Below are 21,865 nucleotides of genomic sequence, written 5' to 3' on the forward strand. Positions count from 1 at the left end.
CGCGATTTAGTGTGCCCGGCGGAAGATAAACGGAATCGACTATTCCGCCGACCTGTCAGGCCGACGGTATCGGCCGTAGAGGAACCCGGCCTCTTCCAGCAAAGAGGCCAGTTCGAACCGGCGCGGGACCGGGATCGGGGGTCCTCCGGCGATCCGCTGGGCGTCTCCCGCGGCGAGCATCGGGGCCAGCGTCAGACACAGCTCGTCCAGCACACCGGCCGCGATCCACTGGCCCAGCAGTCGGGGCCCGCCCTCGGTCAGCAGCCTGGTGTGCCCGAGGTCGCCGAGGGCCCGGACGGCGCGGGCGGGATCGACGCCCATGCCGTCCCCGGCGATCACCACCTGTGCGCCCGCGCGCTCGGCCTCCGCGATCCGGTCCGGGGCGGCCGCGGCGCCCGTCAGTACCAGCGTGGGCACCAGGGGCGAGGTGAAGAGCGGCAGCGAGAAGTCCAGGTCGAGGCTCGCCGTGACCACCGCGATCGCGGGTGCGGGGCCCTGCCCGGCGGCCTTGCGGAGCGCCGCGAAGGCCTCACGCGCGCGTGCCGGCCGGTACCCCTCCTGCCGTACCGTTTCCGCTCCGACGACCACGACGTCCGCGAGAGCCCTGAGGACACCGAAGATCCGCATGTCGGTGGCGCTGGAGATCGGCTGGGAGCGCCCGTCGTGCTGGGCGGCGCCGTCCAGCGTGGACACCATGTTGGCGCGCAGCCAGGGCTCGCGGACCTCGGGGTAGGCGTACGCCTCCGCCAGTTCCCCGAGCTCCCACTCGCGCTCCGTCACATCCGTCCGGGGGGCCTCGACGGAGGCCTGGGCTGCTGTTTCGTAGGTCACAGGGAACAGGCGTCGCATGACGTGCAGTCTGGCACGGCGCATAGAGTGGGGAACCGTGTCGTCCACCACCACCGCCTCCGGGATCGACCCGATAGCCGAAGCGGCCCCCTCGTCCCTGTGCGCTCGCGAGCCGCACGTCCCCGCCGACCGGCTCGTCGCCGAGATGGTGCCGCCGCCGCGCTTCGACTCGGTCCGCTTCGCCACGTACATCCCGGACCCGAACCAGCCCAGCCAGATCGAGGCCGTGGGCATCCTCGAACGCTTCGCCGGCGGGCTCGGCGGGGCCCACGCCATCGGTGCCCCCAAGCGGAGGCTCTTCGGCTTCGGCAAGGCCCCGAAGGCTCCGGCCGGTCCCCGGGGCGTCTACCTGGACGGCGGCTACGGCGTCGGCAAGACCCACCTCCTCGCCTCCCTGTGGCACGCGACCCCGGCGGAGCCCTCGCTCAAGGCGTTCGGCACCTTCGTGGAGCTGACGAACCTGGTCGGCGCGCTCGGCTTCCAGAAGACCGTGCAGACCCTCTCCGGGCACCGCCTTCTGTGCATCGACGAGTTCGAACTGGACGACCCGGGCGACACCGTCCTCGTCTCCACGCTGCTCGGCAAGCTGGTCGACGCGGGCGTCGCGCTCGCGGCCACCTCGAACACGCTTCCGGGCAAGCTCGGTGAGGGCCGGTTCGCGTCCGCCGACTTCCTGCGGGAGATCCAGGGCCTCTCCGCGCACTTCCGCCCGCTGCGCATCGACGGCGAGGACTACCGCCACCGCGGGCTGCCCGAGGCGCCCTCCCCGTTCTCCGACGAGCAGGTCACCAAGGCGGCGTACGCCACGGAGGGTGCGTCCCTGGACGACTTCCCGCACCTGCTCGACCATCTCGCCCGTGTCCACCCCAGCCGGTACGGCGCCCTGACCGACGGGATCAGGGCGGTCTGCCTCACCGACGTCCAGCCCGTCCCGGACCAGTCGACGGCGCTGCGGCTCGTCGTGCTCGCGGACCGGCTCTACGACCGTGAGGTGCCGGTCCTCGCCTCCGGAATGCCCTTCGACCGGCTGTTCAGCGAGGAGATGCTGAACGGCGGCTACCGCAAGAAGTACTTCCGCGCGATCTCCCGGCTGACCGCCCTCGCCCGCGACGCGAAGGGGCTCGTGGAAGGCCCGGGAGCCTAGAAGCCCGCCGTCCCGGAGGGGGTGGGCCGCACCAACGGCCCGCCCCCTTCGGGACGCTGTTCCGGGCGCCCCTCTTCGCGCACTCCCCGCGACGTAAAGTGGAGATGTCGCGCAAATCGGGCGGCTCGGAAGGGGGTCGTCATGGTCCAGGAACTCATCGTGGCGATCACGGCGGCCTGTTCCGCCTCAGTGATCTACGTCGCGGCCGGTGCCCGGGTCGTCAAGCAGTACGAACGCGGGGTCGTCTTCCGCCTCGGGCGGCTCGCGGGGGAGGTCCGCTCCCCCGGTTTCACCATGATCGTTCCCTTCGTCGACCGGCTGCGCAAGGTCAACATGCAGATCGTCACGCTGCCCATCCCGGCCCAGGAGGGCATCACCCGGGACAACGTCACGGTCCGCGTCGACGCGGTCGTCTACTTCCGGGTGGTGGACGCGCCGAACGCGATCATCCAGGTCGAGGACTACCGCTTCGCGGTCTCCCAGATGGCGCAGACCTCCCTCCGGTCGATCATCGGCAAGAGCGACCTGGACGACCTGCTGTCCAACCGCGAAAAGCTCAACCAGGGACTGGAGTTGATGATCGACAGCCCGGCGATCGGCTGGGGTGTGCAGATCGACCGAGTCGAGATCAAGGACGTGTCGCTGCCGGAGACGATGAAACGGTCCATGGCGCGGCAGGCCGAGGCCGACCGTGAGCGCAGGGCCCGCATCATCAACGCGGACGCGGAGTTGCAGGCGTCCAAGAAGCTGGCACAGGCCGCCGAGGTGATGTCGGAACAGCCGGCCGCGCTCCAACTGCGGCTGCTCCAGACGGTGGTGGCCGTCGCGGCCGAGAAGAACTCCACGCTCGTCCTGCCCTTCCCGGTGGAACTGCTGCGCTTCCTGGAACGGGCGCAGTCGGGACAGCCGCCGGTGGTGGCCGAGTCGCAGCGGGAGCCGCAACCGAAGGCGCCGCCCGTGGTGGAGCGGCAGCCGGCGGTCGAGCCCGTCGAGCCTCCCGCCGCGCCGGACCGGATCAATGGAGTGCCGGAGGCTCTCGGCCTTCCGGAGGCGTTCGCGGACACGGAGGGGTTCAGGATCCCGGATGCGTTCGGAATCCTGCGTGAGCCCGGACTGCCGGGGGAGCCCGGGGAACCGGACGAGTCTCGGGATCCGGAGGATTCCAGGAAACCGGACGGATCCGGGTGAGCGGGGCAGGGCGCGGAGCCGGAGGAGCCCACGGGATAAATCCCGTGCCCGCCCCGGGGGCCGCTGCTAGCGTGAGGGCCATGAAGCGTGCCGCACTGAACACGACGACGCCGGAGAGTGTCCCGGCGCGCTGACCGCTGACGTGAGTCGAAGCCCCGGGGCGAGTGCCCCGGGGCTTCGCCGTGTGGTCGCTCGCCCTCCCCACGCGAGGAGACCACCATGAACGACCACCGCCGACTCGGCCGTGAGCTCGACCTGTTCGACACCGACCCCCTGATGGGCGCCGGGCTGCCGTACTGGCTGCCGGACGGCGCCGCCGTGCGGTACGCCCTGGAGGAATATGTGCGCGACGCCGAGCGGCGGGCGGGCTATCGGCACGTGTACTCCCCGGTGTTGGGCAAGCGGGAGCTGTACGAGATCTCGGGGCACTGGTCGCACTACGGCGACGACATGTTCCCGCCGATGGAACTCGGCGGCGAGCAGATGCTGTTGCGGCCGAGTCTGTGTCCCCACCACGCGCTCATCTACCGTTCCCGCCCGCACAGTTACCGCGAACTCCCCTTCCGCATGGCCGAGTTGGGCGGCATGTACCGTTCCGAGCTGTCAGGCGTACTGGGCGGCCTGACCCGCGTCCGTGCCATCCAGCTCAACGACGCGCACATCTTCTGCACCCCGGACCAGGTCGCCGAAGAGGCTTCCGCCGCCCTCGGGTTGATCCGTGGGGCGTACGACGCGATGGGCATCGGCGCCGCCCGCTACCGGCTGTCGCTGCCGGGCCCCGGCGGGAAGTACGTCGCCGATCCCGAGCTGTGGCGCAGATCCGCCGCGCTGCTGCGCGAGGTCCTCGACGGTTCCGGTGTGGCGTACGAGGCCGTCGAGGGGGAGGCCGCGTTCTACGGGCCCAAGATCGATGTCCAGATCACCGACTCGGCGGGCCGCGAGTCCACCCTGTCCACCGTTCAGGTCGACTTCCACCAGCCGGAGCGCTTCGATCTGCACTACATCGGGGCCGACGGCGGGAAGCACCGGCCGGTCATGGTGCACCGCAGCGTGATCGGGAGCCTGGAACGGGCCGTCGCCCATCTCATCGAGGTGCACGGCGGCGCCTTCCCCGCCTGGCTCGCCCCCACCCAGCTGGTGGTCCTGCCCGTCTCCGACGCCGAGACCGACCGGGCACTCGGGCTGGTGCGCCGCTGCCGCGACCGGGGTCTGCGGGCCGAGCTCGCCGCCCCGGACCAGGGCAGTCTGGGCGCCCGGGTGCGCGCCGCCCGCCTGGTCCCGTACCAGGCGGTGATCGGGCCCCGGGAAGCGGCGGCCGACCTGATCGCCCTGCGCCTGCGCGACGGGCGCCGCCTCGACCCCCGGCCGGCCGACGAGGTCCTGCACGTCATCGGGCGGCTGATCGAATCCCGCAGCGCCGACCTGCTCGACCGGGCCGCCTGAGCACGTATCGGGCATCTGCTCGCGCGGCGCGGCCCCGGACAGAGCCCCAGGCGGGTGACTTCGGGGCCGCGCACGGGCGGCACACCCCCCACGATGGCCGAATAATCATATTTACCCGCATATCTTCACACGATGATCCTCTCTGTACGGAGCATCGCCGTGACCTGCGCCCTCGGAGCACTCGGTGCCGCACTCACCGCTTGCGGCGGCCCGGCGACCCCGCCCCCCGCCCGCCGGGCACACCAGGCGTCCGCCACCTCGGCCGCGACCACGCGGCCGCCCACGCTCGCGCCCGGGCCCGCCGGACTGACACCCGTCTTCGAGAACGGACCGCGTTCGCGGGACAGGACCGTCGCGCTCACGTTCGACGCGGACATGACCGCGGATCAGGGGGCTCGGGCCGCGGCCGGTGAGCACTTCGACAATCCCCGGCTGATCGCGACGCTCCGGGAGTTCAAGGTGCCCGCGACCGTCTTCATGACGGGCCGGTGGGCCGACGAGTATCCGCGGGAGGCCAGGGACATCGGACAGGACCCGCTGTTCGAGATCGCCAACCACTCGTACAGCCACTACGCCTTCACGAAGGACTGCTACGGGCTGCCGACCGTGCCCGAGGACAGGATGCGCGCGGACGTGGAGCGGGCGTACGCCGCCTTCAGGACGGCGGGGGTGCGGGACGCGATGCCGTACTTCCGCTTCCCCGGCGGGTGTTACGACCAGCGGTCGCTGCGGACGCTCAGCGCGGCCGGGGTCACCGCCGTGCAGTGGGACGTGGTGAGCGGGGACGCGTTCGCGACGGACGCGGACGCCGTGGCGCGACAGGTCCTCGACGGGGTGCGGTCCGGGTCCGTCGTCGTCATGCACTGCACGCGCAGCGCGGCTCCGGCGACCGAGCGGGCGCTCCGGACGATCGTTCCCGAGCTGCGCCACAGGGGCTTCCGGTTCGTGAAGGTGTCCGAACTGATCGGTGCCGCGGGCGGACGGCACCGAGCGTCCGCCCGGTCCTGGTCACCTCGACCGTGAGAGCGGGCGGCGTCGGGCAGCCGCTGTCGCCGCTCACGCCCTCCTCGCACTCTCCGGCCGGCCGCCGCTCGTAAGCTGGGGCCATGAGCGACGACTACTGCGCGAGCGGCGCGGACCGGCCGGCCGGCGCGTCCCTGCACGCCCTCGACGCGACGGGGGAGGCCGGGCCGCCGTACGCCGAGTGCGTGCTGTGCCGTAAGCCCACCGAGTACCCGGAGTCGCACAAGGGGATCACGCTGTGCCCCGTCTGCGAGTGGCAGGAGGCCCAGCGCACCGCGTGTTCCGGCTGACCGGGGAGGGCGTCCGCGAGAACCGTCCGTGCCGAACGGATCTTCCGCCTGGCAGACTGGTGGACGTGACCAGCGACCCGACCTCCTCCGACGACAGCCCGTTCCGTTCCGAACCCACCGTGCGCGACAAGGCGGTGCAGTTCGTGCTGCCGCTGGTCGTGCACATCGAGAAGGCCGCTCCCCCGGCGCGCACCGACGCCCTGGAGACCTCGGCCCGGGCCGTGCTGACGATCCTGAGCGACGAGCGGTCGCTCGGGGACGGCGAGTGGGCGCAGGCGATGCGGGACTGGCAGGACGCCCGGATCCGCAAGGTCGTGCGGCGGGCGCGCGGAGCGGAGTGGCGGCGGGCCGAGGCACTGCCCGGCATCACGGTGACCGGAGGGTCCGCCGAGGTGCGCGTCTTCCCGCCGGTGCCGCTGGACGGCTGGCCCAAGGACCTGGCGCGGCTCCAGGTGTCCGGTACGGATCTCGACGACCCGGAGCCCCCGGCACCGGCCGATCCGACGGCGCCCGTGCTGTGGCTCAACCCGGAGCTGGACATGTCGGCCGGCAAGACGATGGCGCAGACGGGCCATGGCGCCCAACTGGCCTGGTGGGAACTGTCGGAGAAGGAGCGGACCGCCTGGCGTGACGCGGGTTTCGCCCTGTCCGTGCGCACCGCTGATCCGGCTCGCTGGCGTGAACTCACCACCTCCGGGCTTCCGTTGGTCCGCGACGCGGGTTTCACGGAGATCGCGCCCGGACTGACGGTCGCCGTCGAGGGGCACGACCGCGTCGGCGCCCTGCCCGAACGGGCCCGGCACTCGGCCGGCTGACACCGAGGCGCTCCCCTCGCCGCCGGGCATGTACCGGGTGCGGGTGAGGCGGTGCGAGTGAGGCGATACGGCCGAAACGGTGCGGGTGAGGCGGAAGCGGTGCGGGTGCGCACCGCCGCCCGGCCCTCGGGTCCGGAGCGTCAGTCGGCCAGCGTGGAGGCGAGTTCCGTGGTGGCCCGGACGAGTTCGGTGTCGGGCTCGGCGAGCAGGTGCTGGAGCGTGCCGCGGTGGGCGCGTACGGCTTGCCGGGCTTCGCGCTCCCAGCCCACCCAGTTCTCGCGGCGGTTGAGGAGTTTGGGGTAGGCGGCGGCGGTCCGCTCCCACTGCCGGGCGTCCGCGATGTCCTTCAGCAGCTGGATGATCTGCACGCGGCAGGTGACCTGGGGCAGTTCGGCGAGCTCCCACAGGAAGGGGACCGTGGCGGCTGTCGCCTGTTCCACGACGAATCCGAACTGGCAGATTCGTTCCCTCAGGTCCTGGAGCGCGGCCCTGGCCGTTGCCGCGTCACCCCGCGCAACACTGTCGAGCAGGAACGGGATGTCGTGCGCCGACCCCTTGGAGTCCTTGATCTCACCCCACGACACATGTTCCAGATTCCTGAGTGGTGTTGCCATTTCCGCTCCCTCCGAAGGCATCGGACAGTGTCAGGTGTGCGGGCGGACCGACAGCCCCGCCCGGACGATCACGCCCCCGAGGGAGCTCCCTGATCTGACGTCAGCACAAGCCGCTGGTAACGACGTTGACGCCGCCGCTAGTATCCACCCCGACAGCGCCTTCGTGCAATTGCACGAGAAATTGCACGAAGACAGGGAGGCATGAACCACGTGATCCGGCCACGGCCCGCGACGGGCGGCCGGAGCACACGTGGTGGAACGTCAGCAAGGAGAGTGCGTGGTGCCATCAGTGCCGAACGGAGTGCGGGCGAGCTCGCTGGATGCCTGCTGGATCAAGAGCAGGCACAGCAACGCCGAAGGCAACTGCGTCGAAGTGGCCGATCTGGGCGACGGAGGTATCGCGGTCCGCAACTCCCGCGACCCCGACGGTCCGGCCCTCGTCTACACCCCGGCGGAGGTGGCCGCCTTCCTCGCCGGCGCGAAGGAAGGCGAGTTCGACCATCTGTTGTGAGACGGTCCTCCGGATCTCCGAACTCCGTTGAAGCGGAAGGATAGTTGTCCACTTCTGTCTCCCCATGCGGCAGAGTCCGGCGCAGTGCGATAATTTTGGCTGTCTTCTGCCCGTCGACTGGGAGTCAGGATGTCCGTCGAGTCACCCCGCGTCTCCCGCCTCGAACCGTATCTGAGGCGGGCTGAGCCCGCTCCCACTCTGCTGAAGATGCTGGTCGGCGTTCAGCTGGCCGGTGCCCGCGAGGACGCGGGTCTCTCCCAGGAACAGGCGGCCCGGTCCCTCGGGTTCAGCGCGGCGAAGCTCTCGCGCATCGAGGCGGGCAAGGGGCGTCGGCCACCCACCGAGGGAGACGTCCGCGCACTGCTCGACCTGTACGGGACCGATTACTACGAGGCGTCGGTCCTGCTGAGACTCCTGAAGCGCGCCGGTGAGCCGGGGTGGTGGCAGCGCTACGACAAGCGGTTGATGCCCGAGTGGTTCGACCGGCTGGTCGGACTCCAGGAGGCCGCCACCACCATCCGTACGTTCGAGATCCAGTACGTTCCGGGCCTGCTCCAGACTCCCGAGTACACCCGGGCGGTCGTGGAGCGCGGGCTGCCGACGGCACCGGCCGCCGAGGTGCAGCGCCGGGTGGAACTGCGGATGCGCCGACGGGAGCTGCTGAACCGGGCGGACGCCCCTCAGTTGTGGGCCGTCGTCGACGAGTCCGTACTGCTCCGCGTCCTGGGCAGCCGCGAGGTGATGCGCGCACAGCTGGAGCACCTCATCGAGATGGCTCAACGTCCGCATGTCGTCGTGCAGTTCGTACCGCTGGACGTCACGAACGCCTCGGCGCCGGCCATCCCCGTCACCTATCTGCGTTTCGGCGGCGCCGAACTGCCCGACATCGTCTACCTGGAGCACATCAGGAGCGCCAACTTCCTGGAGGACCGCGACGAGACGGAGGAGTACCGGGTGGTACTGGACCGGCTCGCCGACGAGGCCCTCAGCCCCCGCGCGTCCCTGGCGCTGCTGCGCGACACGGTGGAACAGCGCTACAGCCGGTCGCACTGAGGGGGCCGTACCGGCGGATGCCGGCGTACTAGCGGATGCGGCCGACGCCGCCGAACTCGATCCACTCCTGGGTGAGTTGACGCGCCACCACTTCGGTGTCCGGCCGCCAGGTGGACACCTCCACGAGTCCGGGCTCGAGGATGTCCATCCCGTCGAAGTACTCCGCCACGTCCTTCTCCTGGCGCACCCGGCCCCAGTGGCCCTGCGTCGCGGTGTCCATGAAGTCGGTGACGAACTTCCGGACCTCGGGGTCCTCGCTGACCAGCTGGCACATCACCATGAAGCTCCCGGGAGCCAGCCGTTCGCTGACGCGGCTGATCACGGAGAGCGGCCCGTCGGTCTCGCTGTCGGGGATGCAGTGGAACACCGAGTTGAACAGCACGGCCACCGGCTGCGAGAGGTCTATCAGCCGCTGGGTGTCGGGGTGGGAGAAGATCTCCTCGGTTTCCCGCAGGTCGGCGTGGATGACGGCCGTACGCTCGTTCTGCTCCAGCAGGGCCCGGCCGTGCACCAGCACCATCGGGTCACTGTCGACGTAGACCACCCGGGATGCCTCGTCGACACCCTGGGCGATCTGGTGCACGTTGTTCTGGGTGGGCAGGCCGGATCCGTGGTCGAGGAACTGCCTGATGCCGTATCCGTCCGCCAGCGTCCTGACCACCCGCTGGAGGAACCGCCGGTTGTTCAACGCCAGCGCACGGGTGCTCGGCACGACCTTGTCCAGCTCTTCGCAGGCCGCCCGGTCGGCGGCGTAGTTGTCCTTGCCGCCCAGGTAGTGGTCGTACATGCGTGCGGCCGTGGGCACGGTGGCATCGATCGACGTGGACAGTTGCTGGTCAGGCTGCATCGTTCCCCCAGATCCGTGCCGCGCCAACTGGACTGGCCCGACCGACAATACATATTAGAGAAACGGAAGTTGGGGTTACCAGCCCCCGAACGGAGGACACGGGAAAGGGCTCCCGCCGGCCGCCCTTCAGCGGGCCGGCGTGAAGTGGCGGATCAGCAGGGAAAGCCGCCGGTCGTAGCCCGCTCGGGACAGTCGCCCGCTGCGCATCAGCATCACGCGCCCACGGCGGCCGGCGCCTCGCCGGGGTCGATCAGCGCCGTGCGCGCGGTTTGAACAGCACAGCCATCCCGTACGTACCACCAAGCACTGGCCAAATATTGGATTCCAACGACCGGTTGGTTTGCCCCGGGAGGCACCTTTGCGGCGTATCAACGGCAGTGCCCTCGTCATCGCGGCGCTCGTCGCCACCCTCGGAGCCCTCGCCTTTCCCGTGTGGTCGTACGCCGACCGCTCGGGCACGGGCCAGGCCAATCTCGCCGCGGGGACGGTGAGCACCCCATGGGGGCCGCTGTCCGCCTCGGACCGCGATCTGATCGTCCGGGTGCGGCTGGCCGGTCTGTGGGAACTGCCCGCCGGACAGCAGGCCATGGAGCGGGCGCCCACCAAGGCGATCAAGGAGGCGGGCGACCATCTGATCGTCGGGCACACGGACCTCGACAAGAGGGTGCGGATCGTCGCGGCACAGCTCAACGTCGAGCTGCCGAACCAGCCGAACGAGCAGCAGCAGGGCTGGCTGCAGGAGCTGAGCGCGGCGACGGGCAAGGAGTACGAGAGAAAGTTCGCGAATCTGCTGCGCGCCGCGCACGGCAAGATCTTCCCGGCCATCGGCGCCGTCCGCAACGCCACGCGCAACTCGCTCGTGCGGCAGCTGGCCAGCGACACCAGCGTGACCGTGCTCGACCACATCACCGTGCTGGAGAAGACGGGAGAGGTCGACTTCGACGCCATCGCCAACGACACGGCCGCGGCGTCGACCGCCAGCCCCACCGGTCCCCCGCCGCCGACCATCGGCTCGCCGGTGGCCTCCGCCCCACCGGTCCAGCCGGGCGACGGTGTCGATGTCTCGTCGAGCCCGTCGGCACAGCCGCCCGGCACGGTGAACACCGCCCGGCCGGAGCCGTCGGACCCGGACAAGGTGATCCGGTAGCGGGCACGGAACCTCAAATGTTGCTCTGAAGGTCCGCTCCGGTGGGTTCGGCGCCGGCTCCCGGGGCCATGACTCCGTCACGCCGGAACTCGGGCCGTCGTGAGGGGACGACACGCAAGCGGCCCGGTCGAGGTCGTGACGGAGGAGGGGACATGCGGCAGCCGACGCGGCTGGGTACGGGAATCGGGTGGCGGCCTGAGATCGCCGAGGCCGTGGAGCGCATGCCCGGCATCGACTGGGTCGAGGCCGTGGCGGAGAACGTGTGCCCCGGCCATGTCCCCGAGTCGCTGCTGCGGCTGCGCGAGCGGGGTGTCACGGTGGTGCCGCACGGGGTCTCCCTGGGACTCGGCGGAGCCGACCGTCCCGACGAGTCCCGGCTCACCGCGCTCGCCGAACGCGCCGAGGCCCTGGGCTCACCGCTCGTCACGGAGCACATCGCGTTCGTGCGGGCGGGCGGCCCGCTCACCGCCTCACCGCTTCTGGAGGCCGGGCACCTGCTGCCGGTTCCGCGCACCCGGGACGCGCTGGACGTCCTGTGCGAGAACATTCGCGCCGCTCAGGCCGCGCTGCCCGTGCCCCTCGCGGTGGAGAACATCGCCGCGCTGATCTCCTGGCCCGGCGAGGAGATGACGGAGGGACAGTTCCTCTACGACCTGGTCGACCGCACCGGCGTCCGGCTGCTCATCGACGTGGCCAACCTGCACACGAACCACGTCAACCGCGGCGAGGACCCCGCCAAGGCCCTCGACGAACTCCCGGTCGAGGCCATCGCCTACGTCCACGTCGCCGGCGGCTTCGAACGCGACGGCGTATGGCACGACAGCCACGCCCATCCCGTCCCCCGGCCCGTTCTCGACATCCTCGCCGACCTCGCGTCCCGGGTGACTCCGCCCGGGGTCCTCCTGGAACGGGACGAGAACTTCCCCGAACCGGCCGAACTGGAGCGCGAGCTGGCGGCGATCCGGGAGACGCTGGAGCAGGCGGGACCCCTGCCCGGAGGGACCGCGCGGGCCGCGTCCGTACGGGTGAGCAGCCCGGTCGGCACGAATGCCGGCCCCGACGTCGAGGACGCCACCCGTCAGCGGCTGGCGCTGTCGCAGGCCGCGCTGCTGTCCTCGCTCGTGGCGGGGACCCCGGTGCCCGAGGGGTTCGACCGCGTCCGGCTCGGGATGCAGGCGCGCGCACTCGCCGCCAAGCGGGCGGACGTCGTGGCGAAGGTGGCCCCGGAGCTGCCGGAGATCCTCGCGGACGGCTACCGGCCGGCGTTCCTCGCGTACGCGCAGGGTCATCCGATGACCGACGGGTACCGGCGCGACGCCCTGGACTTCGCCGAGCATCTGCTGCTGACGGGGCTCCCGGAGGGTGCGGAGACGCGGCGGCTGCGTGACTGGTGGCTGGAGCGATCGGGTCCGGCCCCGCTGTCGCGGCGGCCCGGGGCCCGGCTGGCCCGCGCCACCCGGAGGGCGCTGCTGCGCCGCTGACCAAGCGTGTCGGCCGGGCCCCCGCGCTCGCGCCGGTCACGGCGCGCCGCCTCGACTACAGCACCGCGGCGCGCCGCGTCCGCGGAGTGTGCCCGGAGTAACACCGCTCTCCGTGAAGGTGCCGCGCGGGTCCGTTTCCTGCGATTTCAGGGCGTTCTGACGTACGCCCGAACTACCGCAACCGGCGCCTTCCACCCTCCGCTCGATCCAAACCTCCTGTACGGCCGTTGGCGTAGCGCCCGCAGTAATATGCCAACCCGCACCCACGGCGCACTAGCGTGCGGTGCCGCAACAGGAGGCACCATGCGATCCAACAACCGCACCGGATTGGTCAGTGGAACAGGGCTCATCATCACCGCCCTCCTGGCGACCCTGGTCGCGCTGGCCTTTCCGATCTGGTCGTACGCGGACCGCGCCGGCACCGGCCTGGACACCCTGAACGCGGACACCGTGCCGACCCGGTTCGGTCCGTTGTCGGCCCTGGACCGGGAGTTCGTCACCAAGGTGCGGCTGGCCGGGCTCTGGGAGCTGCCCGCGGGTCAGCAGGCCCAGGAGCGCGGCACCACCCAGGCCGTACGGACGGCCGGTGAGCACCTCATCGAGGGGCACACGTTCCTGGACTCCCGGGTCCGCAATGTCGCCGCCCGGCTCGGCCTGGAGCTGCCCAACCAGCCCAATCCGCAGCAACGCGAGTGGCTGGCCACGCTGAGCGCGGCGCACGGCACCGAGTACGACTTGGCCTTCGCGAACATCGTGCGCAAGGCGCACGGCAAGGTCTTCTCCGTGGTCGCCCAGGTCCGCGCGAACACCCGCAACTCGCTCGTACGCGATCTCGCCGACGACGCGAACACCACCGTGCTCGACCACATCAAGGTCCTGGAAGCGACCGGATACGTGGACTTCGACGCGCTGGCGGAGGACGCGGCGACCGCGAGCCCGCCGCCGCTCACCGCCTCCCCCGCGCCGCCCGGCCCGACGCAGTCCCCGCAGTCGCCGGTCCCGGTGACCCCGTCCCCGGGCTATCCGCTCCCACCGGCCGCCGCGCGCCCGAACCCGACCTCGACGCCCTAGGGCACGTCCGCAAGGTCCCGGCCGTCCCGTATCGGCCGGGAAACGGAACGTCACAGACCCACAACGCTCCGTCCCACATAGTGAATAAGGCATGGCGCCCGCCCGGCCCTTCGCATAGAAAAACGCCATGTTCTGGGTCCTTCTCCTGCTCCTGGCCTGGGCCGCGGCCGGCATCTCCTGCACCCGGCTGTGCCTGGCCGCCGTCCGCGCCGCGTCGGTCGACGCCGACGCGGCCCGCGGGCACGACCTCACGCTGTACGAGGCGGCCTTCCTGTCCGGCGGCCCGGCCCGGGTGGCCGATCTGACCCTGGTGTCGATGGCCCGGCAGCGTCGGCTGCTGCTCGCGCACACCGGCTGGGCGACGGTGGTGGACCCGCGCGGGCGCGACGACATGGAGCGCTCGGTCATCGGAGCCATCGGCCCGGAGGGCCAGTCCCGGATAGCGCCGGTGCGGGCGACCGCGGCCGGCGCGGACTCGGTACGCCGTCTCGCGGACCGCCTGGTCGCGGCGGGCCTGGCCGTTCCCGACGGCGACCGCACCACCGTCGCGGAGGCGGTCCGCCAGGTCCGGGCCGCCGCGGCCGCGGTCCTCGCGCTGGCCGTCGCGGCCCTGCTGCTGCCGGCCCAGAGCACCGGGAGCGAAATCCCGGTGGCGGTCTGGTTCGCGCTCCCGCTCCTTCTGACGGTGAGCTGTCTCGCCATCGCCCGGATCGAGGTGCACCCCTACACGCGCTGGGCCTCCCCGGCCGGCCAGCGACTGCTCGGCAGGCTCGCCCGGCACTCCGACGCATCGGATGACGACCGTACGTACCTCACGTCCGTCGCCGTACGCGGCGTTCGCGCCATCGGTGAGCCGGAGGTGCGGGCGGCGCTGGCGCACCGGGACCGCGACGCCGGACTCGGCGGCTGGCTGCAGGGGGCTCGCGAAGGGGGCTGACGGGCGCTCAGGGGGGCGCATCGGGGTCATTGGCGCCGACACCGGCGGCCGGTGCTTTACTTCGCCAACCGTCGAACGAAACATCCTTTCTGTCGCTGCCGTGCGCTGAAGGGATTCGCGATGAGAGCTGCCGTCCTCCACGGAACCGCAGGGTCCTTGCTCCTGACCGGTCTCGTCGCCGCTCCGGCGGGTGGCGCACCGGCCTGGCCCGCCCCGGCCGACTCCGCCGAGGCGCGCGGTACCGCCGTCGCCGCCCAGCGCGCCGCGGCCGCGGGCGTCCGCTTCGGCAAGTGCGCGAAGGAAGAGCGTCTGCCGGGCAATCTCCAGTGCGGCACGGTGACGGTGCCCCTCGACTACGCCCTCCCCGACGGCAAGCGGATCAAACTGACCGTCAGCCGCGTCAAGGCCACCGGCAAGGACCCGCACAACTCGAAGCACAGGGTGCCGCGCCAGGGCGCCCTCGTCTACAACCCCGGCGGGCCCGGGGCCTCCGGCATGTACTTCCCGCTGATCGGCTTCCTCCCCGAATGGAAGCCGATCGGGGCGGCGTACGACCTCGTCGGCTACGCCCCGCGCGGCGTGGACCGCTCCGCGCCGCTGTCCTGCCGGGACCCGAGGCGCCTGCTGAAGGCGCCCCTGCACTCCCCGACGTTCCCCTCGGAGTCGTACAAGAAGGAACGGATCGCGGAGGCCAAGGCGTACGCCCGCGGCTGTGCCCTCCGTTCGGGCTCCGGCCTGCGCCACTACACCTCGCTCAACAACGCCCGCGACCTGGACGTGCTGCGCGCCGCGCTCGGCGAGCGGAAGCTGACCTTCATGGGCGCCTCGTACGGGACGTACTTCGGCTCCCTGTACGCGACGCTGTTCCCCTCGCATGTACGCCGGATGGTCTTCGACTCCGCGGTGAACCCCGACCCCGACAAGATCTGGTACCGGAACAACCTCGACCAGTCGGCCGCGTTCGAGGTGCGCTGGGCGGACTTCCGCGCGTGGATGGCCCGGCACGACAAGGTGTACGGGCTCGGCCGGACGCCCGAGGAAGTGCTGCGTTCCTACGAGAGGGCGCGTGCGCGGCTCGCCGCCGAGCCCGCGGGCGGCAAGGTGGGCCCGGCGCAGCTGCAGGGCGCGTTCCTGCAGGCCGGGTACTACGACGACTACTGGCCGCAGCGCGCGCTGGCGCTGTCCGCCTATCTGAAGGGTGACCCGAAGCCGCTGGTCCAGGTGGCGGGACCGCATCCGGAGGCGGCCGCCGAGCAGGAGAACGGCAGCGCGGTCTACACCGCGGTGGAGTGCAACGACGCGTCCTGGCCGACCGACTGGCGCGTCTGGGACCGCGACAACACGCGTCTCGCGCAGGTCGCGCCGTTCGAGACCTGGGACAACGTGTGGCTGAATCTGCCGTGCGCGTACTGGTCCGGGCCGCGGCAGAAGCCGCTCGACGTGCGGACGCTGCCCGGGGAGCTGCCGCCGACGCTGATCCTGGCCGCCGAGCGGGACGCGGCGACGCCGTACGAGGGCGCCAAGGAGTTGCAGCGGCGGCTGTGGGGCTCGGTGCTGGTGACCGAGAACGGCGCCGGTACGCATGGCATCGGCGGCGGCCCCAACAAGTGCGTCAACGGCTATCTGAACGCCTACCTGCTGGAGGGCAGGCTGCCCGATCGGAGCGCGGCGTGCGCGCCGCACGCGGAGCCGAAGCCGCAGGCACCGGTCAGTCGTGCGCGGGGCACCAAGGGCGCGAAGGACGTGAAGGGTGCGGCGGCGTCGAAGGCCTCCGCGCGCGTCGCGACGGCGAAGGTCCGGCAGGCGCCCTGACAGCGGTCACGAACACCGGAAGGCGGGCGTCCTCCCTAGGGCGCCCGCCTTCTTGTGGTGCCGATCAGGCGAGGCCGGCGACCAGCTCGGCGACGTCCTTGCGACGGCCGGTGTAGAACGGGACCTCTTCGCGGACATGCATCCGGGCCTCGGAGGCGCGCAGGTGGCGCATGAGGTCGACGATGCGGTAGAGCTCGTCGGCCTCGAAGGCGAGGATCCACTCGTAGTCGCCGAGCGAGAACGAGGCGACCGTGTTCGCGCGCACGTCGGGGTAGCCGCGGGCCATCTTGCCGTGGTCGGCGAGCATGCGGCGGCGGTCCTCGTCGGCCAGCAGGTACCAGTCGTAGGAGCGTACGAACGGGTAGACGCTGACGTAGTCGCGCGGCGTCTCGTCGGCGAGGAACGCCGGGATGTGCGAGCGGTTGAACTCGGCGGGCCGGTGCAGCGCCATGTTCGACCAGACCGGCTCCAGAGCGCGGCCCAGCCGGGTGCGCCGGAAGAGGTTGTACGCCTCCTGGAGCTGGTCGCTGGTCTCGGCGTGCCACCAGATCATGACGTCGGCGTCGGCGCGCAGCCCCGACACGTCGTACGTGCCGCGGACGGTGACATCCTTCGCGGCGAGCTGGTCGAACAGCTCCTGGACCTCGTCGGCGTATCCGGCGCGGTCCTCGGGCAGCACGTCCTTCAGCCGGAAGACGGACCACAGGGTGTAGCGAATGACCTCGTTGAGGTCCTTGGCCAGCTTGCCCTTGTTCGGGACCCTGCCGGACTCGGTGGTGGGGGCGTCGTCACTCATGCGGCTATTCTCCCGCGCCGCCGTGCAGGCTCTGCACCGGGTCGGTCCGCAGCGCGTCCAGGGCGCCGCCGTCTCCGCCGAGCCGGTCGACGGCCGCGTACGCGGACGCGATGCAGGCGGGGATGCCGACTCCGTCGTACGCCGCGCCGCACACCGCGAGGCCCGGCAGTCGCCCGACGTGCTCGCGGACGCGGGCCACGCGCGCGTGGTGACCGACGGGGTACTGGGGCAGTCCGTCGTCCCAGCGGGTCACCCGGGTCGCCACCGGGTCGGCGTCGATCCCTACCGCCTCCCGCAGGTCGTGCCGGGACACCTGGACGAGGTCGGCGTCCGCCCGGCCGAGCACCTCCGTCTCGCCGTACCGTCCGACGGAGGTGCGCAGCACCAGCAGACCGGGGTCCTGGTCGGCGATCCAGCCCCACTTGCGGGAGGCGAAGGTGGACGCCTTGATCGTGTGCCCGTCGACCGGCGGCACCAGAAAGCCGCTTCCCTCGGGGAGGGTGATGTCGCCGCCGCGGTAGGCGAGGGTCACCAGGGCCATCGACGCGTACTCCACGGCGGCCAGCTCGGCCGCGGCGGCGGGGGCCTCGGCCCGCAGCAGTCCGGCGGCGGCCGGGGCGGGCAGCGCCAGGACGACCGCGTCGGCGTGCAGGACACGGCCCCCGGCGACGACACGCCAGGCGGCGCGCGGCCTCTCACCGGTGGCGGGCTCGGCCGACACGGTCCTGCGCAGCTCGGTCACCGGCGTCCCGGTGAGGATCTCGCCCCCGCGTGCCGTCACGGACTCGGCGACGGCGAGCGGCAGTTGACCCACTCCGCCGTCGATGCCCATGAACACCGGGCCGGTCTGCCCGGCGGCGGCCGCCTTGGCCTGGATCTCGCGGACGGCCTCGGTGAGGGAGGTGTGCGTGCGGGCGGCGGCGTAGAGCTGGGGGACGGCGAGGCGCAGGGAGAGGCGGTAGGCGTCGCCCGCGTACACGCCGCCGAGGAGGGGTTCGACGAGGCGGTCGACGACCTCGCGGCCGAGGCGTGCCGCCACGTACTCGCCCACGGCGATGTCGTCGCCCACCTCCGTGCGGGGCAGGTCGGCGTCCCGCTCGATGCGGCGCAGGCCCTCTTCGGAGAGGACGCCGGCGAGTGCGGAGGCGCTGCCGGGGACGCCCATGACGTGGCCCTTGGGCATGGGGCGCAGGACGCCTCGGTTCCACAGGGAGGCCGTCGCGGTGGCGGGCGGCCGGAGGCGGTCGCCGAGTCCGGCCTCGCGGGCGAGGTCCACGGCCTCCGGGCGGCGCGCCAGCATCGACTCGGCGCCGAGGTCCACGCGTACGCCCGCGATCTCACCGGGCAGCAGCTTGCCGCCGACGCGGTCCGACGCCTCCAGGACGGTGACGCGGGCGCCCCGCCCCAGCAGACGGTGGGCGGCGGCCAGTCCCGCGATCCCCCCGCCGACGACCACGACGTGTCCCGAACCCGTAGGAGTGTCCTCTTCGCGCATGACTCCACCTTCTCAAACCCCGCCGGCACCTCCGGTGGGGAGCCCGGTGTCCCGAGCGAGTCCGGACCGTGACCGCATCGGGACCGGATCCCGCCAACGTCCGGTGCCGGTCCGGCGTCGAAGGACCGTCAGTCGTCACCACCCTGGGGGTAGCCCGCATGCTCACACGCAGCTCCGGACGTACGGCACGGCCCGTGCCGCCTGTCTCGTCCGTCTCACCCGCCGCATCAGGACGCACCGCCCGCCCGGCCCGGGTCCTCGCGGGGATGTTCCTCGTCACCACGCTCGCGCTGACGGGATGCGGCGCCGCCGATGATTCGGGCGGCAGCAGCAGCGACAAGGGGTACGCGCAGGACGCCGGAGACGCCAAGGCCGGCCCCGCGGAGAGGGCGGACTCGGGTGCGGCCGGGAGCAACAGCTCGACCGGACGCAAGGCCGCCCCGCCCAAGGTGACGGTGAACCGCATCATCCGTACCGCTTCCCTGACCGTCGAGGTCAAGGAGGTGGCCAAGGCCCTGGACGACGCCCGGGCGACGGCCGAGAACGCCGGCGGCTATGTCGGCAACGAGACCACCACCCGTGACGGCAGGGGTCACGAGCGCACCCGCGTCGTCCTGCGGGTGCCCACCGAGCGGTACGACCAGGTGCTGGCCGATCTGGAGGGCACCGGCAAGGTCGTCGAGCGGACGGCCAAGGCTCAGGACGTCACCGATCAGGTCGTGGACGTGGAGAGCCGCGTCAAGTCGCAGCGCGCCAGCGTGGCCCGGGTCCGTGAACTGATGGACCAGGCGACCAAACTCAGTGATGTCGTCACCCTGGAAGGGGAGTTGAGCAGCCGGCAGTCCGACCTGGAATCGCTGCTCGCCCAGCAGGCGTCGCTGAAGGACCGCACGAGCCTGGCCACGATCACCCTCTCGCTGTCCGAGACCCCGGTGAAGAAGGCCGAGAAGAAGGACGAGGACCCGGGCTTCCTGGACGCGCTCCAGGGCGGCTGGGACGTGCTGGTCACCATGGTGCGCTGGCTGGCCCTGGCGATCGGGGCGCTGCTCCCCTTCGCGGCGGTGCTGGCGCTGATCGTCCTGGTGTGGATGCGTGTCGTGCGTCCCCGGCTGCCCCGCCGCCCGGCCCCGGCGGTGGCTTCGGGTCCGGCCCCGAGTGCCGCCGCGCCGGCGTCGGCGGTCCCGGTTCCGGCTTCCCGCCCGGCTCCCGGCCCGGCTCCGGCTCCGGCCGGTGAGGTCGCGCCGATGGCCGCCCCGCCCGCGCGCGGCGGAGCCGCGGAAGGCCGCGAGGAGGACTGAAGTGCCGGGCCCCCGTAGCGTGTTCGTATGAGCGTGAACGGTACGAGCGGTAGTGGTGGGGCCCGGGAACGACTGGTCGTGATCGGCGGTGACGCGGCGGGCATGTCCGCCGCGTCACAGGCGCGTCGGCTGCGCGGTCCCGACGAGCTGGAGATCGTGGCGTTCGAGCGGGGCCACTTCACGTCCTACTCGGCGTGCGGCATCCCGTACTGGGTGGGCGGCGACGTCTCCGATCGCGACCGGCTGATCGCGCGGACGCCCGAGGAACACCGCAAGCGCGCCATCGACCTGCGGATGCGCACGGAGGTCACGGAGATCGACGTCGCGGGCGCCCGGGTGCGCTCCCTGGACCTCGGCAGCGGGGCCGAGGAGTGGACGTCGTACGACAGACTCGTGATCGCGACGGGCGCGCGTCCGATCCGCCCCGACCTGCCGGGAGCCGACGCGCCGGGCGTGCACGGCGTGCAGACCCTGGACGCCGCACTGGCCCTGCTCGACTCGCTGGCGGCGGCGGGGGGCCGCCGCGCCGTGGTCGTCGGCGCGGGCTACATCGGCGTGGAGATGGCCGAGGCGCTCATCAATCGCGGGTACGAGGTGACGGTCGTCAACCGCGGCAAGGAACCCATGTCCACGCTCGATCCGGACATGGGCCGCCTGGTGCACACCGCCATGGAGGGCCTCGGGATCACCATGGTCGACGACGCCGAGGTCACCGCGTTCCTCACCGGCGACGAGGGGCGGGTCAGCGCGGTGGTAACGGAGGACGCCACGTATCCGGCGGACGTGGTGGTGCTCGGCATCGGCGTACGCCCCGAGACGACGCTCGCCCGGGCGGCGGGGCTGCCCCTCGGCGAGCACGGCGGGCTGCTCACCGACCTGGCGATGCGGGTGCGCGGGCACGAGGACATCTGGGCGGGCGGCGACTGCGTCGAGGTGCTCGACCTGGTCTCGGGCCGCGAGCGGCACATCGCGCTGGGCACCCACGCGAACAAGCACGGGCAGGTGATCGGCTCCAACGTGGCCGGCGGATACGCCACCTTCCCCGGTGTGGTCGGCACGGCCGTGAGCAAGGTCTGTGATCTGGAGATCGCCCGCACCGGGCTGCGCGAGAAGGACGCGCACCGCGCGGGCCTGCGGTTCGAGACCGTCACCATCGAGTCGACGAGCCGCGCGGGCTACTACCCGGACGCCGCCCTCATGACGGTGAAGCTGCTCGCGGAGCGCCGCACGGGGCGGCTGCTCGGCGTGCAGATCGTCGGCCGGGAGGGCGCGGCGAAGCGCGTGGACATCGCGGCCGTGGCGCTGACCGCGGGCATGACGGTGGAACAGATGACGATGCTGGATCTCGGCTACGCGCCGCCCTTCTCGCCGGTCTGGGACCCCGTGCTGGTGGCGGCCCGCAAAGCGGTGGCGAAGGTGCGGCACGGCGACCGGTGACGGGCGCGCGAAGATGCGCCGGCTGCCGTGCCGGGCGCGTACGGCGCCCGGTCGACGGCCCGCGACGGCCGACGCGCCCGGTTACGCGGACTCGTGCCCTGCCGTCCCGTTGATCCGGTCTATCGCCTGCCGGGCCTGCTCCGCGGGCGGCCGGGCCGGCAGCGAGGAGACCGAGGCCGGCGGGGTGACCGCGGGCGGTGACTGGGCCGGCTTCGCGTGCGCCGCCGACCGCGAGGACCGCAGCCGATGGCTGACGGCCTCGTCCAGGGTCACGGGCCGCTGCATCCGCGCCGCGAGGCGTCCCGCCTCCTGGCCGAGCGCGGCGACGTCCTCCCAGGGGAGGTGCAGCACCAGGGCGATCTCCGCCTCGCCGTCGGGCAGGGCATGCATCGGAGGAGTAACTCGGTCGCTCATCGCCTGTGTCCTCACGTCTTCACGTCGTCGCGTCGAACCCGCGTCGCGTCTTCGTCGCGGCGCGGGCGGTTGAGGAGACATACGGCTGCGGGGGCACATGTGTTCAGTGGGAGACCGCACCGGCCGCCGGGCCGGCCGGGCACCGCTCCGGGCCCGGTGGAGCGCGGATTCGCCCGGCACATCGGGGGCAGTACTTCCTC

The 21,865-nt window shown here is 72.0% G+C and carries 21 protein-coding genes; 15 read left to right on the forward strand and 6 right to left on the reverse strand.

Features of this window, described 5'->3' with window-relative positions:
- Window positions 1-39: 39 nt before the first annotated feature.
- A complete protein-coding gene (locus ACFWBT_RS03835; RefSeq protein WP_385695476.1) occupies window positions 40-849 on the reverse strand; it encodes a pyrimidine reductase family protein in 810 nt (269 codons plus the stop codon).
- Here ACFWBT_RS03835 and zapE point away from each other — a divergent pair.
- The 6 genes from zapE (at window position 848) to ACFWBT_RS03865 (ending at window position 6,752) form a co-directional block, all read left to right on the forward strand.
- Window positions 848-1,993 (forward strand): cell division protein ZapE, encoded by a 1,146-nt coding sequence (zapE, locus tag ACFWBT_RS03840; RefSeq protein WP_385695479.1) that lies wholly within the window; start codon window positions 848-850, stop codon window positions 1,991-1,993. The two genes, ACFWBT_RS03835 and zapE, sit on opposite strands and share 2 nt — an antisense overlap.
- 141 nt (window positions 1,994-2,134) lie before the next feature.
- Complete coding sequence (locus ACFWBT_RS03845; RefSeq protein ID WP_385695482.1) at window positions 2,135-3,181, forward strand: slipin family protein; 1,047 nt, start codon at window positions 2,135-2,137, stop codon at window positions 3,179-3,181.
- Between the two features lie 219 nt (window positions 3,182-3,400).
- The gene (thrS, locus tag ACFWBT_RS03850; protein WP_385695484.1) at window positions 3,401-4,624 is read left to right on the forward strand and encodes a threonine--tRNA ligase; all 1,224 of its coding nucleotides are present in this window, start codon (window positions 3,401-3,403) and stop codon (window positions 4,622-4,624) included.
- Between the two features lie 132 nt (window positions 4,625-4,756).
- Window positions 4,757-5,647: a polysaccharide deacetylase family protein gene (locus tag ACFWBT_RS03855; RefSeq protein ID WP_385695487.1), complete on the forward strand. Its 891-nt coding sequence runs from the start codon at window positions 4,757-4,759 to the stop codon at window positions 5,645-5,647.
- A gap of 83 nt (window positions 5,648-5,730) precedes the next feature.
- Entirely contained in the window at window positions 5,731-5,937 is a 207-nt protein-coding gene (locus tag ACFWBT_RS03860; RefSeq protein WP_385695488.1) for a hypothetical protein, read from the forward strand.
- Between the two features lie 65 nt (window positions 5,938-6,002).
- Window positions 6,003-6,752: a peptidyl-tRNA hydrolase gene (locus tag ACFWBT_RS03865; protein WP_385695491.1), complete on the forward strand. Its 750-nt coding sequence runs from the start codon at window positions 6,003-6,005 to the stop codon at window positions 6,750-6,752.
- A 140-nt stretch (window positions 6,753-6,892) separates the two neighbouring features.
- On the opposite strand, the gene ACFWBT_RS03870 is transcribed toward ACFWBT_RS03865, so the two are convergent.
- Window positions 6,893-7,387, reverse strand: coding sequence for a hypothetical protein (locus ACFWBT_RS03870; protein ID WP_385695493.1), 495 nt, complete (start codon window positions 7,385-7,387; stop codon window positions 6,893-6,895).
- A gap of 259 nt (window positions 7,388-7,646) precedes the next feature.
- On the opposite strand from ACFWBT_RS03870, the gene ACFWBT_RS03875 reads away from it, so the two are divergent.
- Both ACFWBT_RS03875 and ACFWBT_RS03880 read left to right on the forward strand, forming a co-directional pair.
- Window positions 7,647-7,877, forward strand: coding sequence for a DUF397 domain-containing protein (locus tag ACFWBT_RS03875; protein ID WP_385695553.1), 231 nt, complete (start codon window positions 7,647-7,649; stop codon window positions 7,875-7,877).
- 129 nt (window positions 7,878-8,006) lie between these two features.
- Entirely contained in the window at window positions 8,007-8,930 is a 924-nt protein-coding gene (locus ACFWBT_RS03880) for a helix-turn-helix domain-containing protein (protein ID WP_385695496.1), read from the forward strand.
- A gap of 28 nt (window positions 8,931-8,958) precedes the next feature.
- Here ACFWBT_RS03880 and ACFWBT_RS03885 read toward each other — a convergent pair whose 3' ends face one another.
- Window positions 8,959-9,777: an SAM-dependent methyltransferase gene (locus ACFWBT_RS03885; RefSeq protein WP_385695498.1), complete on the reverse strand. Its 819-nt coding sequence runs from the start codon at window positions 9,775-9,777 to the stop codon at window positions 8,959-8,961.
- A gap of 358 nt (window positions 9,778-10,135) precedes the next feature.
- Here ACFWBT_RS03885 and ACFWBT_RS03890 point away from each other — a divergent pair, with 358 nt between their 5' ends.
- The 5 genes from ACFWBT_RS03890 to ACFWBT_RS03910 all read left to right on the forward strand — a co-directional run bounded on the left by ACFWBT_RS03890 (window position 10,136) and on the right by ACFWBT_RS03910 (window position 16,225).
- Entirely contained in the window at window positions 10,136-10,924 is a 789-nt protein-coding gene (locus ACFWBT_RS03890) for a DUF4142 domain-containing protein (RefSeq protein WP_385695500.1), read from the forward strand.
- Window positions 10,925-11,076: 152 nt separating this feature from the next.
- The gene (locus ACFWBT_RS03895; protein ID WP_385695502.1) at window positions 11,077-12,405 is read left to right on the forward strand and encodes a DUF692 domain-containing protein; all 1,329 of its coding nucleotides are present in this window, start codon (window positions 11,077-11,079) and stop codon (window positions 12,403-12,405) included.
- 303 nt (window positions 12,406-12,708) lie between these two features.
- Entirely contained in the window at window positions 12,709-13,476 is a 768-nt protein-coding gene (locus tag ACFWBT_RS03900; protein WP_385695503.1) for a DUF4142 domain-containing protein, read from the forward strand.
- Window positions 13,477-13,603: 127 nt separating this feature from the next.
- Window positions 13,604-14,413 (forward strand): TIGR04222 domain-containing membrane protein, encoded by an 810-nt coding sequence (locus tag ACFWBT_RS03905; protein ID WP_385695506.1) that lies wholly within the window; start codon window positions 13,604-13,606, stop codon window positions 14,411-14,413.
- A 120-nt stretch (window positions 14,414-14,533) separates the two neighbouring features.
- Entirely contained in the window at window positions 14,534-16,225 is a 1,692-nt protein-coding gene (locus ACFWBT_RS03910) for an alpha/beta hydrolase (RefSeq protein ID WP_385695507.1), read from the forward strand.
- A 64-nt stretch (window positions 16,226-16,289) separates the two neighbouring features.
- Here ACFWBT_RS03910 and hemQ read toward each other — a convergent pair whose 3' ends face one another.
- Both hemQ and hemG read right to left on the reverse strand, forming a co-directional pair.
- On the reverse strand, window positions 16,290-17,021 hold the full coding sequence (hemQ, locus tag ACFWBT_RS03915) for a hydrogen peroxide-dependent heme synthase (RefSeq protein WP_356462803.1): 732 nt from the start codon (window positions 17,019-17,021) through the stop codon (window positions 16,290-16,292).
- Between the two features lie 4 nt (window positions 17,022-17,025).
- Window positions 17,026-18,516 (reverse strand): protoporphyrinogen oxidase, encoded by a 1,491-nt coding sequence (gene hemG, locus ACFWBT_RS03920; protein WP_385695511.1) that lies wholly within the window; start codon window positions 18,514-18,516, stop codon window positions 17,026-17,028.
- 266 nt (window positions 18,517-18,782) lie between these two features.
- Between hemG and ACFWBT_RS03925 the strand changes: the two genes are divergently transcribed.
- Together ACFWBT_RS03925 and ACFWBT_RS03930 are read left to right on the forward strand one after the other, a co-directional pair.
- On the forward strand, window positions 18,783-19,814 hold the full coding sequence (locus ACFWBT_RS03925) for a DUF4349 domain-containing protein (RefSeq protein WP_385695554.1): 1,032 nt from the start codon (window positions 18,783-18,785) through the stop codon (window positions 19,812-19,814).
- A 27-nt stretch (window positions 19,815-19,841) separates the two neighbouring features.
- Window positions 19,842-21,251, forward strand: a complete 1,410-nt coding sequence (locus ACFWBT_RS03930) for an FAD-dependent oxidoreductase (RefSeq protein WP_385695514.1) — start codon at window positions 19,842-19,844, stop codon at window positions 21,249-21,251.
- Window positions 21,252-21,332: 81 nt separating this feature from the next.
- Here the strand turns inward: ACFWBT_RS03930 and ACFWBT_RS03935 are convergent, their stop codons facing one another.
- Entirely contained in the window at window positions 21,333-21,665 is a 333-nt protein-coding gene (locus tag ACFWBT_RS03935) for a hypothetical protein (protein ID WP_385695516.1), read from the reverse strand.
- Window positions 21,666-21,865: the final 200 nt, after the last annotated feature.

It is taken from the genome of Streptomyces sp. NPDC060027, from assembly GCF_042737005.1.
In the GTDB taxonomy this organism is placed as follows: domain Bacteria; phylum Actinomycetota; class Actinomycetes; order Streptomycetales; family Streptomycetaceae; genus Streptomyces.

What these genes read in the sequence shown, in the direction of transcription:
- ACFWBT_RS03905 (WP_385695506.1), top strand. Translation starts at nt 13,604, where the DNA reads ATGTTCTGGGTCCTTCTCCTGCTCCTGGCCTGGGCCGCGGCCGGCATC.
- ACFWBT_RS03880 (WP_385695496.1), top strand. Translation starts at nt 8,007, where the DNA reads ATGTCCGTCGAGTCACCCCGCGTCTCCCGCCTCGAACCGTATCTGAGG.
- hemG (WP_385695511.1), bottom strand. Translation starts at nt 18,516, where the DNA reads ATGCGCGAAGAGGACACTCCTACGGGTTCGGGACACGTCGTGGTCGTC.
- ACFWBT_RS03935 (WP_385695516.1), bottom strand. Translation starts at nt 21,665, where the DNA reads ATGAGCGACCGAGTTACTCCTCCGATGCATGCCCTGCCCGACGGCGAG.
- ACFWBT_RS03860 (WP_385695488.1), top strand. Translation starts at nt 5,731, where the DNA reads ATGAGCGACGACTACTGCGCGAGCGGCGCGGACCGGCCGGCCGGCGCG.
- ACFWBT_RS03925 (WP_385695554.1), top strand. Translation starts at nt 18,783, where the DNA reads ATGTTCCTCGTCACCACGCTCGCGCTGACGGGATGCGGCGCCGCCGAT.
- ACFWBT_RS03855 (WP_385695487.1), top strand. Translation starts at nt 4,757, where the DNA reads ATGATCCTCTCTGTACGGAGCATCGCCGTGACCTGCGCCCTCGGAGCA.
- zapE (WP_385695479.1), top strand. Translation starts at nt 848, where the DNA reads ATGACGTGCAGTCTGGCACGGCGCATAGAGTGGGGAACCGTGTCGTCC.
- hemQ (WP_356462803.1), bottom strand. Translation starts at nt 17,021, where the DNA reads ATGAGTGACGACGCCCCCACCACCGAGTCCGGCAGGGTCCCGAACAAG.
- ACFWBT_RS03930 (WP_385695514.1), top strand. Translation starts at nt 19,842, where the DNA reads ATGAGCGTGAACGGTACGAGCGGTAGTGGTGGGGCCCGGGAACGACTG.
- ACFWBT_RS03885 (WP_385695498.1), bottom strand. Translation starts at nt 9,777, where the DNA reads ATGCAGCCTGACCAGCAACTGTCCACGTCGATCGATGCCACCGTGCCC.
- ACFWBT_RS03845 (WP_385695482.1), top strand. Translation starts at nt 2,135, where the DNA reads ATGGTCCAGGAACTCATCGTGGCGATCACGGCGGCCTGTTCCGCCTCA.
- ACFWBT_RS03910 (WP_385695507.1), top strand. Translation starts at nt 14,534, where the DNA reads ATGAGAGCTGCCGTCCTCCACGGAACCGCAGGGTCCTTGCTCCTGACC.
- thrS (WP_385695484.1), top strand. Translation starts at nt 3,401, where the DNA reads ATGAACGACCACCGCCGACTCGGCCGTGAGCTCGACCTGTTCGACACC.
- ACFWBT_RS03835 (WP_385695476.1), bottom strand. Translation starts at nt 849, where the DNA reads ATGCGACGCCTGTTCCCTGTGACCTACGAAACAGCAGCCCAGGCCTCC.
- ACFWBT_RS03870 (WP_385695493.1), bottom strand. Translation starts at nt 7,387, where the DNA reads ATGCCTTCGGAGGGAGCGGAAATGGCAACACCACTCAGGAATCTGGAA.
- ACFWBT_RS03900 (WP_385695503.1), top strand. Translation starts at nt 12,709, where the DNA reads ATGCGATCCAACAACCGCACCGGATTGGTCAGTGGAACAGGGCTCATC.
- ACFWBT_RS03895 (WP_385695502.1), top strand. Translation starts at nt 11,077, where the DNA reads ATGCGGCAGCCGACGCGGCTGGGTACGGGAATCGGGTGGCGGCCTGAG.